Below are 14,310 nucleotides of genomic sequence, written 5' to 3'. Positions count from 1 at the left end.
TTATCCTGCGTACTGCATGGTGGCCCACCACTCGGCATCGGCTTCAATTTCGCCCTGCGCGTTGACGTGGGGGTAAGGCAGTTTTTTCTGTTTCGCGACGCGAGCCAGCACCGGGTAACCACCTTCGAACAGCAGGCGCTGCTGCTCCTCTTCCGGCAGCATGCTGTTGCTGCGCTTGTACATGCCCGCGTTCTGACGCTGGCGCTGCGCTTCATAGAGAATGAGCGCAGAGGCCACGGAGACATTGAGAGACTGCACCATGCCGATCATGGGGATGATGATATCCTGATCCGCCAGATCCAGCGCTTCCTGGGTGATCCCGGTTTTCTCCTGACCCATCAAAATACAGGTCGGGCGGGTGTAGTCGATCTCACGAAAATCGACGGCTTTTGCGGACAGGTTAGTGGCCAGGACCTGCATACCGCGACCTTTCAGGTGCGATACGGCTTCGCCAATAGTCTGGTGGGTTTTGACGGACACCCAGCTGTTGCTGCCTGCGGCAGTTGAAGCCATGGTTCGCATGCGGGCACCCGGCCAGACGGCGTGTACTTCATGCACGCCTACGGCGTCTGCGGTACGGACAATTGCAGAGACGTTATGAGGTTTGTGGACCTGCTCCATGCAGACCGTCAGGTCAGGCTGACGCCTGGCGAGCATTTCGCAGATACGCTCGTAACGTTTTGAATTCATAAGTCTAGTTTCGGTTACGGGTGACTTTAATCACGTCCGGCATCACGCGGATCTTGCGCATAATGTTCGCCAGATGCACGCGGTCACGGGCGGTCAGACGAATAAAGGCGCTGTAGACGCGGCCATCTTTCTCTTCCGTATTCAGGCTCTGAATGTTGGAAGAGGCCGTATTGATTGCTGCCGTCAGGTTCGCCAGGGCGCCCTGGTGGTTGAACATATCCACCTTAATTTCGGTGATAAATTCCTGTGCCGTCTCTTTATCCCACTCGACTGCCATGAACTTCTCCGCCTCTTTTTGATAGCCGCGGATGTTACGACAGGATTCGTGGTGGATAACCAGCCCTTTACCCGGACTGACGTGCGCAATAATCGGGTCACCCGGGATAGGACGGCAACATTTCGCGAAGGTGATAAGTACGCCGTCCGCGCCTTTGATCGGCAGATGACCGTGGCTTTGCGTCGTCGTCGGGATCGCCGTGGTATCACCCTGCTGCAGGTTCTTCGCCACGACCACGCTCATGGCGTTGCCGAGGCCGATTTCTGCCAGCAGGTCATCAAGCGAGGCGAGCTTCATGCGCTCCAGCTCACGCTGAATGTTCTCTTTCGGGATCTCAGCCAGCTTACGGCTACCACCCAACGCATGGTTGAGCAGACGACGCCCCAGGCTGACAGAATCATCGCGCTTGAGGTTTTTAAGCAACTGGCGGATTTTGGCGCGTGCTTTGGAACTCACGACAAAGTTCAGCCAGGCCGCGTTCGGACGTGCGCCCGGTGCGGTAATAATTTCCACCGTCTGGCCGCTGGAAAGCGGCTGAGAGAGCGGATAAGGCTGCCTGTCGACGCGCGCGCCCACGCAGGCGTGGCCGATATCGGTATGCACGGCGTAAGCAAAGTCGACCGGCGTAGCGCCTGCAGGCAGTTCGACAATGCGGCCTTCTGGGGTGAAAACGTAAATCTCATCCGGGAAGAGATCGGATTTAACGCTCTCGATAAATTCAAACGAGCTACCTGCACTCTGCTGCAGCTCCAGCAGGCTTTGCATCCAGCGCTGGGCGCGGATTTGTGCGGTTGTACTGCTTTCACCACCGTGCTCTTTATAAGCCCAGTGTGCAGCCACACCCATCTCCGCCATCTGGTCCATGTCTTCGGTGCGGATCTGCACTTCAACAGGCACGCCGTGTGGACCGATCATCGAGGTGTGCAAAGATTGATAGCCGTTCGCTTTTGGAATGGCGATGTAATCTTTCATGCGCCCTGGACGCGGTTTGTACAGGCTGTGCATCTGGCCCAGCACGCGGTAGCAGGTATCAGAGTCGTGGACGATCACGCGGAACGCGTAGATATCCATGATCGAATGAAAACGCTGCTCTTTGAGCACCATTTTGCAGTAGATGGAGTACAGATGTTTTTCGCGACCGCTGACGCGGCACGGAATTCCCGCTTCCTGTAAACGTCCTTCAATTTCAGAGAGGATCTTTTGAATCATCTCTTTACGGTTGCCGCGTGCGGCTTTCACCACCTCTTTAATCACGCGATAGCGGTTCGGGTATAACGCTTCAAAACCCAGCTCTTCCAGCTCGGTTTTAATGTGGTGGATACCTAAACGGTGCGCCAGCGGACTGTAGATTTCGAGGGTTTCACGGGCAATGCGGCGACGTTTGTCCGGGCGAAGTGAGCCCAGCGTGCGCATATTGTGGGTACGGTCAGCAAGTTTGATAAGAATGACGCGGATATCCTGCACCATCGCCATAATCATCTTGCGAAAGTTTTCGGCTTGCGCCTCTTTCTTGTCGCGGAATTTCAGCTTATCAAGCTTAGAGACCCCTTCCACCAGCTCGGCAACGCTTTTGCCAAACAGCTGTTCCATATCCTGGTAGGTGGCAGGGGTATCTTCGATCACATCATGCAGCAGGGCAGCCATCAGCGTTTCGTAGTCGAGTTTCATCTCGGCCAGAATACAGGCCACCGCTACCGGGTGCGTGATATAGGGTTCACCGCTTGAACGTGCCTGGCCCTCGTGAGCGTCACGTGCAACGAGATACGCCTGCTGAAGACGCTTAATCTGGTCTTCAGGCAGGTAAGTTTGAATCAGTTGATTCAGGCTTTCAAACAGATACAAGGGCGACCCGCAGGTTTAATTAACGACGACCTTCAGCAATGGCGGTTACGGCCTGCAGTTCTGCGGCTTCCTGCTCTTGCTGCTCCTGGCGCTCACGTACGTCGAGGATCTGATTGTTGATCAGACCTTCTTCGATTTCGCGAAGTGCAATAACGGTAGTTTTATCGTTTTCTTCCGGTACCAGCGGATCTTTACCGCCTACCTGCATCTGACGAGCGCGACGCGCGGCGACCAGCACCAGGTCAAAACGGTTACCAATTTTCTCTACAGCGTCCTGAACAGTTACGCGTGCCATACTTAAAATGCTCCACAGGTGAAGAAATGACTGGGCATGATACTGAAAGTGGGTTCAGTCTGCCAACAGTTTGGTGATTAATGCGTCATGTCGCTGCTTCTGGCGGCTCATACGCAAGCGTTCTGCGCGAAGAATGGTTTTGAGATCGCTCAGCGCGGCATCAAAATCATCATTCACAATAAGGTAATCATATTCCGCGTAATGGCTCATTTCTGCAACTGCCTGCTCCATACGCCGGGCGATCACTTCCTCGCTGTCCTGACCGCGGCCACGCAGTCGGCGATCCAGCTCATCTTTCGATGGCGGTAAAATAAAGATACTGCGTGAATCAGGCATTTTCTTGCGAATCTGCTGTGCGCCCTGCCAGTCGATATCCAGGAACACATTTACGCCCGTGGCCAGAACCTGCTCAATGGTTTCACGCGAAGTGCCGTAGTAGTTACCGAAAACTTCTGCGTGTTCAAGAAACGCGTCTCTGCCAATCATCGCTCTGAATTCATCGTGATCAACAAAGAAATAGTGTTCACCGTGCACTTCACCCGGACGCGGTTTACGCGTGGTGTGAGAAACAGAAACCTGTGTGTCGTACAACGGTTGGGTTTTTAACAGTGCCTGAATAAGGCTGGATTTACCCGCGCCACTAGGGGCAGAAACAATATAAAGCGTGCCTTGAGCCATGAGAGTCTTTTGTATGTGTTAACGAAGAAGTCCTACATACGGGCTTATTATACACGTCGCCGCTGTGTGACGTAGCCTTTGTCACACTTTTTCCCCTGCATTATTGAATTTTGCGCGCCGTTTTCAGGTTTTACAGCTGTTTTGCAGCAATAAAAATAAACCTCTGACAACGCCTCGCAGAGCGAAAGATTGCCATTAGCACGGTTTTCCGCGTCGGGTTATACCTCCACCAACGCAAAGGAGGGGTGGCGATGTGGCGATGGATGAGCGGATTAATGCTGTTGTGGTGCGGCTATGGTGCCGCGGTGTGTCCCGTGTGGTCTCAGGCAAAAGCAGAGAAAGAGATTGCAACATTGAGTGCGCAAGTCAAACGCTGGGATGATGCCTACTGGAAGCAGGGCATGAGCGAGGTGAATGACGACGTCTATGACCAGCTCAATGGCCGTTTAAAGCAGTGGCAGCGCTGCTTCGGCGATATACCTTCTGAGGAGGCCTTACCGGTTCTAACGGGGAGCGTAAGACATCCTGTTGCCCATACGGGAGTGCATAAAGCGGCCAGTAAAGAAGAGCTACGCCAGTGGATGCGTGGTCGTGACACTCTCTGGATGCAGCCAAAAGTCGACGGGGTAGCCGTGACGCTGGTGTATCGCGACGGAAAGTTAACCCAGGCTATCAGTCGTGGTGATGGGCTTAAAGGTGAAGACTGGACTGCACAAGTGTATTTAATTCCCGCAGTGCCCAAAAAAGTGACCGGAGCGCTGGCCAACAGCGTCTTACAGGGAGAGCTTTTTTGGTTACGCGACAACCATCTTCAGCGACAGATGGGGGGAATGAACGCACGGGCAAAAGTGGCGGGCGCGATGATGCGGCAAAAGGACAGTCCACTTCTGAGCCAGACAGGGATATTTATCTGGGCCTGGCCGGATGGGCCGAAAGTGATGTCGAGTGCGCTGTCTGAGTTATCTAAAGCCGGCTTTTCCCTGACGGCCCGTTATACCCTGCCTGTACAGACTGTTGATGCTGTCGAGAAACAGCGCTCGACGTGGCACGACACGGCATTACCCTTTGCCACGGACGGCATTGTGGTGCGGTCCGCGGATGCTCCTCCCGGCGAAAACTGGTTGCCCGGAGAAGGCAGCTGGGTCGTCGCATGGAAATACCCCCCGGTCGCACAGATCGCCGAAGTAAGAGATATTCATTTTGCCGTGGGGCACACGGGAAAAATCTCGGTCGTGGCGGCGCTGGTCCCTGTCCTGCTGGATGATAAGCAGGTACAACGGGTCAGTCTTGGGTCCGTTGAGCGCTGGCAAAGGCTGGATATTGCGACGGGTGATCAGATACAGGTCAGTCTGGCCGGGCAGGGTATCCCGCGGTTCGATAAGGTGGTCTGGCGGGGGGAAGAGAGACAAAAGCCCACACCCCCGGCCTCGCATTATCATGCGCAGAGCTGTTTTTACGCCTCGCCGGCGTGTATGGAGCAGTTCTTTGCCCGCCTGAAGTGGCTCAGTTCAAAGCACGTGCTGAATATTGAAGGAGTCGGTGAGTCAGGCTGGCGGGCGCTGCATCAGGCGCATCATTTTGAACATATCTTCTCATGGCTGACATTAACGCAGGCGCAGCTGGAGTCTACCCCGGGGTTTTCCGCAGCACGCGGGCTGGCGCTCTGGCATCGCTTTAATCTGGTACGTGAGCGACCCTTTATTCGTTGGATCATGGCATTGGATGTTCCGCTGACGCAGGCCTCGCTAAACGCTATGGGAGACCTGACGTGGCAGAAAATGCGTGAGCGTAACGCAGCAGACTGGCAGGCGCTTCCCGGCACAGGAAAGGAGAAAGCCCGGCAGCTTGTTGCGTTTATTCATGATCCTGGCATTGCCGGCCTGGTTGCCTGGCTCGGCAAACAGGGAGTGCAAGGATTCTGACATGAGCTTGCTGTCGCTTATCGCGGATAAATGCCGCCACTTTATCGGGGAGAATAGATGGCGGCCAGTCAGTGGGTGTCCTGAGTGTAATGAAACACGGGCAGTCCCAGTTTCAAGCGCAGCGCAAGCAAGCGAGCCGTGAAGCCAAATAACAAGGTGGCGATGACCACGACGTCATGGCTGGAAACATAATGCTGTAAAGCGATATACAGAACGGCTGATGCAAAGGATATCCCGGCGTAGAGTTCTTTTTGAAAGACCAGGGGAATGCGTTTGCAGAACATATCGCGCAGTACGCCGCCAAATACGCCCGTCACGACTGCGGCAATAGTGGCAATCACCGGGCTTTCGCCCATATCCAGCGCAATTTGTGCCCCGATGATGGAGAACACGACCAGGCCCAGAGCATCAAGCACTAAAAACAGACGTCGAAGATGGGGCATTACAGGAGCAAGGATAGTGGTCAGCACTGCGGCGACAGCCACAATGATGATGTACTCGGGGTGCTTAACCCAGCCGAGAGGGTAATGCCCCAGCAGGATATCACGTACCGATCCGCCTCCCAGCGCGGTGGCGGTAGCAATAATGATGACCCCAAACGTATCCATACGACGGCGTCCGGCAGCGAGTGCACCGGTCATGGCTTCGGCAGTGATCCCGACGAGATAAAGGATATGTAGCAGCATGTGTTCCCCCGATAGTGAGGGCAACAGGGTAGCGTTTTGTGCGGTCTGTCACGATTTAGTTTTTCTTGTGTGAGGACGTTAGCCTTATTTTTGGTAATGACTAAACGTTGTTTGGCTGGGTGTGATGGCGTTAAACGGTAATTTTCACATTACAATTATTCATGTTATAGGCGTTTGCCGCCGATAGCCTGTTCCGATAAAAAAATGGCCCCTGAACGGGGCCATGATGAGAAAGCGGCTTGAATAAAGCGTTACTCGATATTCTGGATCTGCTCGCGCATCTGCTCAATCAGCACTTTCAGTTCAATGGCGGAGTTGGTCACTTCAGCATTGATCGACTTAGAGGCCAGGGTGTTCGACTCGCGGTTGAACTCCTGCATCATAAAGTCGAGACGACGCCCTACGGCTTCTTTCTTCTTCAGGATGTTGTAAGTCTCTTTAACGTGCGCTTCCAGACGATCCAGCTCTTCGGCGACGTCAATGCGCTGTGCCATCAGCACCAGCTCTTGTTCCAGACGGGTATTTTCCAGCTGAACTTCCGCTTCTTCCAGTTTGGCCACCAGGCGCTCACGCTGCCATTGCAGGACCGCAGGCATATGGGTACGGACTTTAGCCACTTCGGTGGTCACGCCTTCCAGACGCTGCTCAATCATCGCTTTGAGGGCCTGGCCTTCAGTTTCGCGGGCAATGATAAAGTCATCCAGCGTGCTGTCGAGGGCACTGAGAATTTCAGCGGCAATCGTGTCCAGATCCTGCTCACCGGCGGCCATGACGCCAGGCCAGCGCAGAATATCGACCGGGTTGATTTCCCCTTCATCGCTTTGCATCTTGACCCAGTTCGCTGCAGTGACGAGCTGTTTCGCCAGTTTTTCGTTGAGGATCAGCTCACCCTGGGCGCTGGCATCAGGCTCAAAACGCAGGTTACATTCCACTTTACCGCGCGTCAGACGAGCACGGATACGCTCGCGCACAACAGGTTCAAGGCTGCGGAACTGCTCCGGCATACGGAAATACGTTTCCAGGTAGCGCTGGTTTACCGAGCGCATTTCCCATGTGGCGCTACCCCAGCTACCCTTGATTTCACGCCGGGCGTAGGCGGTCATACTGCGGATCATAGACATTCCCGTTTTTAAAGGAGAGATGGGGGGATTATAGCTTTCGGGGGCTTCTCAGGATAGGAATAAGCGTCCTTTATCCGTATAATGCGCAGCCACATTCGTTTCAAGCCGGAGATTTCATTATGCGTCCAGCAGGTCGTAGCGCCAATCAGGTGCGTCCCGTCACCCTGACCCGTAACTATACAAAACACGCAGAAGGCTCCGTACTGGTTGAGTTTGGTGACACCAAAGTGCTGTGCACCGCGTCCATCGAAGAGGGCGTTCCACGCTTCCTGAAAGGTCAGGGCCAGGGCTGGATCACTGCGGAATATGGCATGTTGCCGCGTGCAACCCATACCCGTAACGCCCGCGAAGCGGCAAAAGGCAAGCAGGGCGGCCGTACCATGGAAATCCAGCGTCTGATCGCACGTGCGCTGCGCGCCGCCGTTGATCTGAAAACACTGGGTGAATTTACCATTACTCTGGACTGCGACGTCATTCAGGCAGACGGTGGTACGCGTACGGCGTCGATTACCGGTGCATGTGTAGCGCTGGCCGATGCCCTGAATAAGCTGGTTGCAGCCGGTAAGCTGAAAACGAATCCGATGAAAGGGATGGTCGCGGCTGTTTCCGTGGGTATCGTTAACGGTGAAGCGCTTTGCGATCTGGAATACGTTGAAGATTCCGCTGCCGAGACTGACATGAACGTGGTGATGACTGAAGACGGTCGCATCATTGAGGTGCAGGGCACGGCAGAAGGTGAGCCGTTTACCCATGAAGAACTTCTTACCTTGCTGGCGCTGGCCCGAGGGGGAATTGAATCTATCGTAACGACGCAGAAGGCGGCGTTAGAAAATTGATTTTAAAGGCGACTGATGAGTCGCCTTTTTTTTGTTCGTACAAAAGCAAAAGTCGGAGGAGTAAGCCCATGAAATCCTGGCAGCGTGAGTTTATTGAGTTTGCGCTTAACAAGCAGGTCCTGAAATTTGGCGAGTTTACGCTGAAATCCGGGCGTAAGAGCCCCTATTTCTTCAACGCCGGACTGTTTAATACCGGGCGCGATCTGGCATTGTTAGGCCGTTTCTATGCCGAAGCGCTGGTGGACTCCGGCATTGATTTTGACCTGCTGTTTGGCCCGGCCTATAAAGGCATTCCGATTGCCACTACCACTGCGGTTGCGCTGGCGGAACACCACGACCGCGACGTACCGTACTGCTTTAACCGTAAAGAGGCTAAAACCCACGGTGAAGGCGGTAATCTGGTAGGCAGCGCGCTGCAGGGTCGCGTTATGCTGGTGGACGATGTGATCACCGCCGGTACCGCTATTCGCGAATCGATGGAGATTATTCAGGCTAACGGCGCTACGCTTGCTGGCGTGCTGATCTCTTTGGATCGTCAGGAACGCGGGCGTGGCGAAATCTCTGCTATCCAGGAAGTTGAGCGCGATTACGGCTGTAAAGTGACCTCAATCATCACCCTGAAAGACCTGATTGCGTATCTGGAAGAGAAGCCTGAGATGGCGGATCATCTGGCTGCGGTACGTGGGTATCGCGAAGCTTTCGGCGTGTAATATCAAGCCCGGTGGCGTTCTGCTTACCGGGCCTGAAGATTATTGCAGCTGTGCCGCCACTAACGGCCAACGGGCGTCAAAATCGTCCGTTGGACGGTATTTAAACTCGCTGCGTACAAAACGGGAGAGCATGCCTTCGCAAAACGACAGGATTTGACTTGCCAGCAGCGTTTCATCGGTGCTGTAACCTTCACCCTCACGCATTTTTTTCTCGCGCAGTACCTGGCGCAGTTGTGCTTCAATACGCTCGAAGAGCTGGTTAATACGGCCCTGCAATCGGTCCTGCTCGAACATCAGCGCGTGGCCAGTCAGGATACGGGTTAAGCCCGGATTGCGCTCACCAAAGCCCAGAATGAGCTGCACAATCAGACGCAAACGCGCAGTCGTGTCTTTTTCGTCTTTCAGAATCAGGTTGATGCGAGTGATCAGACTGTCTTCGATAAATTCGATCAGACTGTCAAACATCCGGGTTTTGCTCGGAAAATGACGATACAACGCCGCTTCAGACACGCCCACGGAGGCGGCCAGTTTTGCGGTGGTGATGCGTTGACTACCATCGCTGGATTCAAGCATCAGCGCCAGAGATTGAAGTATTTCTTCGCGACGGTTCCTTTTCGCGGTTTGTTTTTCTGCCATGTTACAAAATACCCCTGAAAATAAGCACTTGCCAGGCTGGCATCCACACAGCGACCGCAAACTGACGTTTGCGGTTTGTTATTGCATTATGGCGCTGTGAGATACGTGTCGGTCGGGCGGTTATTTGCGCCCGGAATGGCCGAAGCCGCCTTCGCCACGGTCGGTGGCGTCAAAGTCTTCCACCAGGTTAAATTCTGCCTGAACCACCGGTACAAAGACCATCTGTGCGATACGCTCGCCCGGTTCAATGGTGAAGCTGTCCTGACCACGGTTCCAGACGGAAACCATCAGTTGACCCTGGTAGTCAGAGTCGATCAGGCCGACCAGGTTACCCAGTACCACTCCATGCTTATGACCCAGACCAGAACGCGGCAGGATCACCGCTGCCAGAGACGGGTCAGCAATGTGGATTGCCAGGCCGGTTGGGATCAGGGTGGTTGCACCCGGAGCCAGCTCTACGGCGTCATCGAGACAGGCGCGCAGGTCAAGACCGGCAGAGCCGGAGGTGGCATAGGTTGGCAGCGCAAATTGCTTACCAACACGCGGGTCCAGAATCTTAACGTCGATTTTTTTCATCATAACGGGTAACGATCTCGTCCAGTAATTGTTGGCCCAGGAGTTCCTTGCGCTCAAGCGGTAAGACTTTATCTCCATCCTGCCAGAAAAGGTGCAGTGCGTTGCTGTCGCTGTTAAATCCTTGCGTAGCCAGCGATACGTCGTTCGCGCAAATCAAATCGAGGTTTTTGCGGGTACGTTTTTGCCGGGCATATTCTTCCACATTATTTGTTTCTGCGGCAAACCCAACAACGTAAGGACGATGGCTTTTCAGTGCGGCGACACCCGCAACAATGTCCGGATTTTTCACCATTTTTAGTGTTAATTCATCGCCTTGCTTTTTAATTTTTGACCCGGAAATGGTTTCGGCACGGTAATCTGCAACAGCCGCGCAGCCGATAAAGATCTGCTGGTTCTGCGCATGCGCCTGTACGGCGGCGTCCATCTCCAGGGCGGTGGTGACATCAATACGCTGCACGAACGGCGGTGTCGGTAACGAGACCGGGCCGCTCACCAGCGTGACCTTTGCACCGCGTTTTGCCGCTGCGGCAGCAATCGCAAAGCCCATTTTACCGGAGCTATGGTTGGTAATGTAACGCACCGGGTCCAGCGGCTCGCGCGTTGGACCCGCGGTAATCATGATGTTGAGATGTTGCAGATCGTTGACAGGCGAAAAATGGCCGGCGGCCAGCTCAACGATGGTCAGCGGGTCAAGCATACGACCAGGACCCACATCACCACACGCCTGGCTACCGCTGTCCGGCCCCCAGATGAGCAGGCCGCGTGAGGCCAGCGTCGTCAGATTATGTTGGGTGGCGGCGTTGCGGTACATCTGCTGGTTCATCGCGGGGACGACGGCAACAGGTGCGGGCGTGGCCAGGCAAATGGTCGAGACCAGATCGTTTGCCATGCCGGCTGCTACGCGGGCAATTAAATCTGCTGTGGCGGGGGCAAGGATAACCAGGTCTGCCCATTTTCCCAACTCAATATGGCCCATCGCGGCTTCGGCGGCCGGATCAAGGAGGCTGTCAGAGACGGGGTACCCTGAAACGGCCTGCAGGCTCAGAGGCGTGATAAAGGCTTTGCCGCCTTCCGTTATCGCGACCCGCACATCCGCCCCGCGCTCGCGCAAACGACGCACCAGCTCCGGCGCTTTATAGGCAGCAATACCGCCGCTCACGCCAAGAACGATTTTTTTACCGGCCAGGCTCATCATGATTCTTTCCTGTTGGGTTTCACCAGAGAGCGGGCATTTTATCACAATCCCAAAAAGGGGGTGATTTTGTCCTTCGGCCAGTTTGCGAGGCGTTACGCAGGAATGAAAAGTGGGCGTCGAGTGCCGGGGGTGGCTGTGGCAGCATGATGGCAAACCGAAGGAGACAGGCATGGAAGAGACTGAACTGCTGCTACCGCGTGAAAAAATGCTGCGCTATGGCGTCACGTTGTTAAAGGACGACGAGTTGCTGGCACTCTTTTTACGCACCGGAACGCCCGGCAAAACGGTATTTACGCTGGCAAAGGAGCTCATCGACCATTTTGGTTCGTTGTATGGCTTATTGACGGCGGATCTGACGGAATTCAGGCACGTCGAAGGAATTGGCGTGGCGAAGTTCGCCCAACTGAGGGGGATTGCTGAACTGGCCCGCCGTTTTTACGACGTCCGTATGGAAGAGGAAGATCCCATACTCACCCCGGATATGACACGCGTATTTCTCCAGAGCCAGTTATCAGATTTGGAGCGCGAGATCTTTATGGTGATCTTTCTTGATAACAGGAACCGGGTACTAAAACATAGCCGTCTTTTTTCCGGAACACTGAGCCACGTTGAGGTTCATCCACGAGAAATTGTGCGGGAAGCGATAAAAGTGAATGCAGCCGGCGTGATACTCGCGCATAATCACCCCTCTGGCTGTGCAGAACCAAGCAGAGCTGACAAAGAGATGACCGAACGCATTATCAAATGCTGTCAATTCATGGACATTCGTGTGCTCGACCATCTGATAATTGGTCGCGGCGAGTACATTTCTTTTGCAGAACATGGCTGGATTTAGGCTATTTCTCGCGATCCATCGGGATCTTTGTCTGTTCGGGACTTGAGCACACCGCCGAGTCAGCGTATACTACGCCACCTTTGAGAATCTCGGGTTTGGCATTTGGGCCTGGCAATCGAGAGTTCAATAGAACTATGCGATGACCGGGCTGTAAAGCCTGACGAGGCGCCGATACCCCATACGAAGCTCGAGCTAATTTGATTTTTGGAGAATAGACATGTCCCGAGTCTGCCAAGTTACTGGCAAGCGTCCGGTGACCGGTAACAACCGTTCCCACGCACTGAACGCGACTAAACGCCGTTTCCTGCCGAACCTGCACTCTCACCGTTTCTGGGTTGAGAGCGAGAAGCGTTTTGTCACCCTGCGCGTATCTGCTAAAGGTATGCGTGTAATCGATAAGAAAGGCATTGATACAGTTCTGTCCGAACTGCGTGCCCGTGGCGAAAAGTACTAAGTACTTAAAGAGGAAATAAATCATGGCTAAAGGTATTCGCGAGAAAATCAAGCTGGTTTCTTCTGCTGGTACAGGTCACTTCTACACCACCACGAAGAACAAACGTACTAAGCCGGAAAAACTGGAACTGAAAAAATTCGATCCAGTTGTACGCCAGCACGTACTGTACAAAGAAGCTAAAATCAAATAATTTTAGCCTCCTTGTATTGAAAAACCCCGCAACTGCGGGGTTTTTTGCATTCTGCATCTTACTCCGGAGGAACCATGCCTGAATTACCTGAGGTAGAGACCAGCCGCCGCGGTATTGAGCCGCATCTGGTCGGCGCGACTATTCTTCATGCTATCGTTCGCAACGGTCGCCTGCGTTGGCCGGTGTCCGATGAAATCCATGCGTTAAGCGATAAACCGATTCTCAGCGTCCAGCGTCGCGCCAAATATCTGCTGCTGGAGCTGCCCGACGGCTGGATTATCATCCATCTCGGTATGTCTGGTAGTCTGCGCATCCTTACCGAAGAACTGCCCGCGGAAAAGCATGACCATGTCGATCTGGTGATGAGCAACGGTAAAGTGCTGCGTTACACCGACCCACGACGCTTTGGCGCATGGCTGTGGACCAAAGAGCTTGAAGGACACAGCGTTCTGGCGCATCTGGGGCCAGAGCCGCTTGCTGAGGCGTTTAACGCGGAATACCTGAAAACGAAGTGTGCAAAGAAGAAAACCCCGATCAAACCGTGGCTGATGGACAATAAGCTGGTGGTGGGAGTAGGGAATATTTATGCCAGCGAATCGCTGTTTGCCGCCGGGATCCATCCCGATCGGCTGGCCTCGTCGCTGTCATCCCAGGAGTGTGAACTGCTGGTCCGGGTGATTAAAGCGGTGCTGTTGCGTTCTATTGAGCAAGGGGGGACCACCCTGAAGGACTTCCTGCAGAGCGACGGTAAACCCGGCTATTTTGCCCAGGAGCTGCAGGTATATGGCCGTAAGGGTGAGCCGTGCAGAGTCTGTGGGACACCGATTATTGCAACGAAGCACGCTCAGCGCGCCACGTTCTATTGCCGTCAGTGCCAGAAATAGGGCTACTTTAATTTTTCCATCAACGCCTGATGGACGTTAGCCGGCAGGAAATGGGTCACGTCACCGTGATGACGCGCCACCTCTTTGACCAGCGAGGAAGAGATAAACGACCACTCTTTTGAGGGCATCAGGAACACGCTCTCCAGCTCTGGCATCAGGTGGCGGTTCATGTGCGCCAGCTGCATTTCGTATTCGAAGTCAGCCACCGCGCGTAACCCACGGATCAAAATGTTAGCCTGCCGGGCACGGGCGAAGTTGGCCATCAGATCGCTGAATCCCACCACCTCGACGTTTGGCAGATGTGAGATAGCGTCAGTGGCAAGTGCAACGCGCTCATTGAGATCGAACATGGGTTTCTTACTGGGGCTGGCGGCGATCGCCAGAATCACCTTATCAAACATGCATGCCGCACGGGTGATGATGTCAAGATGACCGTTGGTGATGGGATCAAAGGTACCCGGATAAATCGCTTTTGTGCTCATG

The 14,310-nt window shown here is 54.2% G+C and carries 17 protein-coding genes; 7 read left to right on the top strand and 10 right to left on the bottom strand.

Annotation, left to right across the window (positions count from 1 at the left end; genetic code table 11):
- Genes trmH through gmk form a run of 4 tightly spaced genes read right to left on the bottom strand, consistent with a single transcriptional unit; the run spans position 1 to position 3,782 of the window.
- Entirely contained in the window at positions 1-690 is a 690-nt protein-coding gene (gene trmH, locus BJ887_RS20195; RefSeq protein ID WP_014168042.1) for a tRNA (guanosine(18)-2'-O)-methyltransferase TrmH, read from the bottom strand.
- Positions 691-694: 4 nt separating this feature from the next.
- Positions 695-2,809 carry a bifunctional GTP diphosphokinase/guanosine-3',5'-bis pyrophosphate 3'-pyrophosphohydrolase gene (gene spoT / locus BJ887_RS20190; RefSeq protein ID WP_014168043.1) on the bottom strand — a complete coding sequence of 705 codons (2,115 nt, stop codon included), beginning with the start codon at positions 2,807-2,809 and terminating at the stop codon, positions 695-697.
- Positions 2,810-2,828: 19 nt separating this feature from the next.
- Positions 2,829-3,104: a DNA-directed RNA polymerase subunit omega gene (gene rpoZ, locus BJ887_RS20185; RefSeq protein WP_000135058.1), complete on the bottom strand. Its 276-nt coding sequence runs from the start codon at positions 3,102-3,104 to the stop codon at positions 2,829-2,831.
- A gap of 54 nt (positions 3,105-3,158) precedes the next feature.
- The gene (gene gmk / locus BJ887_RS20180) at positions 3,159-3,782 is read right to left on the bottom strand and encodes a guanylate kinase (protein WP_014168044.1); all 624 of its coding nucleotides are present in this window, start codon (positions 3,780-3,782) and stop codon (positions 3,159-3,161) included.
- Between the two features lie 251 nt (positions 3,783-4,033).
- On the opposite strand from gmk, the gene ligB reads away from it, so the two are divergent.
- Positions 4,034-5,704, top strand: coding sequence for an NAD-dependent DNA ligase LigB (gene ligB / locus BJ887_RS20175; protein WP_121340339.1), 1,671 nt, complete (start codon positions 4,034-4,036; stop codon positions 5,702-5,704).
- Between the two features lie 68 nt (positions 5,705-5,772).
- Here ligB and BJ887_RS20170 read toward each other — a convergent pair whose 3' ends face one another.
- Both BJ887_RS20170 and BJ887_RS20165 read right to left on the bottom strand, forming a co-directional pair.
- Positions 5,773-6,390, bottom strand: coding sequence for a trimeric intracellular cation channel family protein (locus BJ887_RS20170; RefSeq protein WP_020882694.1), 618 nt, complete (start codon positions 6,388-6,390; stop codon positions 5,773-5,775).
- 251 nt (positions 6,391-6,641) lie between these two features.
- Complete coding sequence (locus tag BJ887_RS20165; RefSeq protein WP_020882693.1) at positions 6,642-7,505, bottom strand: YicC/YloC family endoribonuclease; 864 nt, start codon at positions 7,503-7,505, stop codon at positions 6,642-6,644.
- Positions 7,506-7,630: 125 nt separating this feature from the next.
- On the opposite strand from BJ887_RS20165, the gene rph reads away from it, so the two are divergent.
- Positions 7,631-8,347, top strand: a complete 717-nt coding sequence (rph, locus tag BJ887_RS20160; RefSeq protein ID WP_013094888.1) for a ribonuclease PH — start codon at positions 7,631-7,633, stop codon at positions 8,345-8,347.
- Positions 8,348-8,415: 68 nt separating this feature from the next.
- The gene (pyrE, locus tag BJ887_RS20155; protein ID WP_014168048.1) at positions 8,416-9,057 is read left to right on the top strand and encodes an orotate phosphoribosyltransferase; all 642 of its coding nucleotides are present in this window, start codon (positions 8,416-8,418) and stop codon (positions 9,055-9,057) included.
- A 39-nt stretch (positions 9,058-9,096) separates the two neighbouring features.
- Here the strand turns inward: pyrE and slmA are convergent, their stop codons facing one another.
- From slmA to coaBC, 3 genes are all read right to left on the bottom strand, one after another.
- Entirely contained in the window at positions 9,097-9,693 is a 597-nt protein-coding gene (gene slmA, locus BJ887_RS20150) for a nucleoid occlusion factor SlmA (protein WP_020882692.1), read from the bottom strand.
- Positions 9,694-9,813: 120 nt separating this feature from the next.
- A complete protein-coding gene (gene dut, locus BJ887_RS20145) occupies positions 9,814-10,272 on the bottom strand; it encodes a dUTP diphosphatase (RefSeq protein ID WP_014168052.1) in 459 nt (152 codons plus the stop codon).
- Positions 10,250-11,461 carry a bifunctional phosphopantothenoylcysteine decarboxylase/phosphopantothenate--cysteine ligase CoaBC gene (coaBC, locus tag BJ887_RS20140; protein WP_025206464.1) on the bottom strand — a complete coding sequence of 404 codons (1,212 nt, stop codon included), beginning with the start codon at positions 11,459-11,461 and terminating at the stop codon, positions 10,250-10,252. The genes dut and coaBC overlap by 23 nt, the downstream gene beginning before the upstream one ends.
- A gap of 172 nt (positions 11,462-11,633) precedes the next feature.
- Between coaBC and radC the strand changes: the two genes are divergently transcribed.
- The 4 genes from radC to mutM all read left to right on the top strand — a co-directional run bounded on the left by radC (position 11,634) and on the right by mutM (position 13,827).
- Positions 11,634-12,299, top strand: a complete 666-nt coding sequence (radC, locus tag BJ887_RS20135; protein ID WP_020882690.1) for a DNA repair protein RadC — start codon at positions 11,634-11,636, stop codon at positions 12,297-12,299.
- Positions 12,300-12,516: 217 nt separating this feature from the next.
- Positions 12,517-12,753, top strand: a complete 237-nt coding sequence (gene rpmB, locus BJ887_RS20130; protein ID WP_002436699.1) for a 50S ribosomal protein L28 — start codon at positions 12,517-12,519, stop codon at positions 12,751-12,753.
- Between the two features lie 22 nt (positions 12,754-12,775).
- A complete protein-coding gene (gene rpmG, locus BJ887_RS20125) occupies positions 12,776-12,943 on the top strand; it encodes a 50S ribosomal protein L33 (protein WP_003024094.1) in 168 nt (55 codons plus the stop codon).
- A gap of 74 nt (positions 12,944-13,017) precedes the next feature.
- Positions 13,018-13,827: a bifunctional DNA-formamidopyrimidine glycosylase/DNA-(apurinic or apyrimidinic site) lyase gene (mutM, locus tag BJ887_RS20120; protein WP_047954873.1), complete on the top strand. Its 810-nt coding sequence runs from the start codon at positions 13,018-13,020 to the stop codon at positions 13,825-13,827.
- Positions 13,828-13,829: 2 nt separating this feature from the next.
- On the opposite strand, the gene coaD is transcribed toward mutM, so the two are convergent.
- A complete protein-coding gene (gene coaD, locus BJ887_RS20115; RefSeq protein ID WP_014168056.1) occupies positions 13,830-14,309 on the bottom strand; it encodes a pantetheine-phosphate adenylyltransferase in 480 nt (159 codons plus the stop codon).
- Position 14,310: the final 1 nt, after the last annotated feature.

Source organism: Enterobacter sp. WPR_3_1 (assembly GCF_003635055.1).
Lineage (GTDB): Bacteria > Pseudomonadota > Gammaproteobacteria > Enterobacterales > Enterobacteriaceae > Enterobacter > Enterobacter ludwigii.
The sequence above is the reverse complement of the archived record's forward strand: the minus strand, read 5'-3'. Positions and strand labels throughout refer to the sequence as shown.

Coding starts and splice junctions, on each gene's coding strand:
- pyrE (WP_014168048.1), top strand. CDS start 8,416: ATGAAATCCTGGCAGCGTGAGTTTATTGAGTTTGCGCTTAACAAGCAG.
- rpmG (WP_003024094.1), top strand. CDS start 12,776: ATGGCTAAAGGTATTCGCGAGAAAATCAAGCTGGTTTCTTCTGCTGGT.
- BJ887_RS20165 (WP_020882693.1), bottom strand. CDS start 7,505: ATGATCCGCAGTATGACCGCCTACGCCCGGCGTGAAATCAAGGGTAGC.
- rph (WP_013094888.1), top strand. CDS start 7,631: ATGCGTCCAGCAGGTCGTAGCGCCAATCAGGTGCGTCCCGTCACCCTG.
- dut (WP_014168052.1), bottom strand. CDS start 10,272: ATGATGAAAAAAATCGACGTTAAGATTCTGGACCCGCGTGTTGGTAAG.
- radC (WP_020882690.1), top strand. CDS start 11,634: ATGGAAGAGACTGAACTGCTGCTACCGCGTGAAAAAATGCTGCGCTAT.
- coaD (WP_014168056.1), bottom strand. CDS start 14,309: ATGAGCACAAAAGCGATTTATCCGGGTACCTTTGATCCCATCACCAAC.
- BJ887_RS20170 (WP_020882694.1), bottom strand. CDS start 6,390: ATGCTGCTACATATCCTTTATCTCGTCGGGATCACTGCCGAAGCCATG.
- trmH (WP_014168042.1), bottom strand. CDS start 690: ATGAATTCAAAACGTTACGAGCGTATCTGCGAAATGCTCGCCAGGCGT.
- mutM (WP_047954873.1), top strand. CDS start 13,018: ATGCCTGAATTACCTGAGGTAGAGACCAGCCGCCGCGGTATTGAGCCG.
- coaBC (WP_025206464.1), bottom strand. CDS start 11,461: ATGAGCCTGGCCGGTAAAAAAATCGTTCTTGGCGTGAGCGGCGGTATT.
- rpmB (WP_002436699.1), top strand. CDS start 12,517: ATGTCCCGAGTCTGCCAAGTTACTGGCAAGCGTCCGGTGACCGGTAAC.
- gmk (WP_014168044.1), bottom strand. CDS start 3,782: ATGGCTCAAGGCACGCTTTATATTGTTTCTGCCCCTAGTGGCGCGGGT.
- rpoZ (WP_000135058.1), bottom strand. CDS start 3,104: ATGGCACGCGTAACTGTTCAGGACGCTGTAGAGAAAATTGGTAACCGT.
- slmA (WP_020882692.1), bottom strand. CDS start 9,693: ATGGCAGAAAAACAAACCGCGAAAAGGAACCGTCGCGAAGAAATACTT.
- ligB (WP_121340339.1), top strand. CDS start 4,034: ATGTGGCGATGGATGAGCGGATTAATGCTGTTGTGGTGCGGCTATGGT.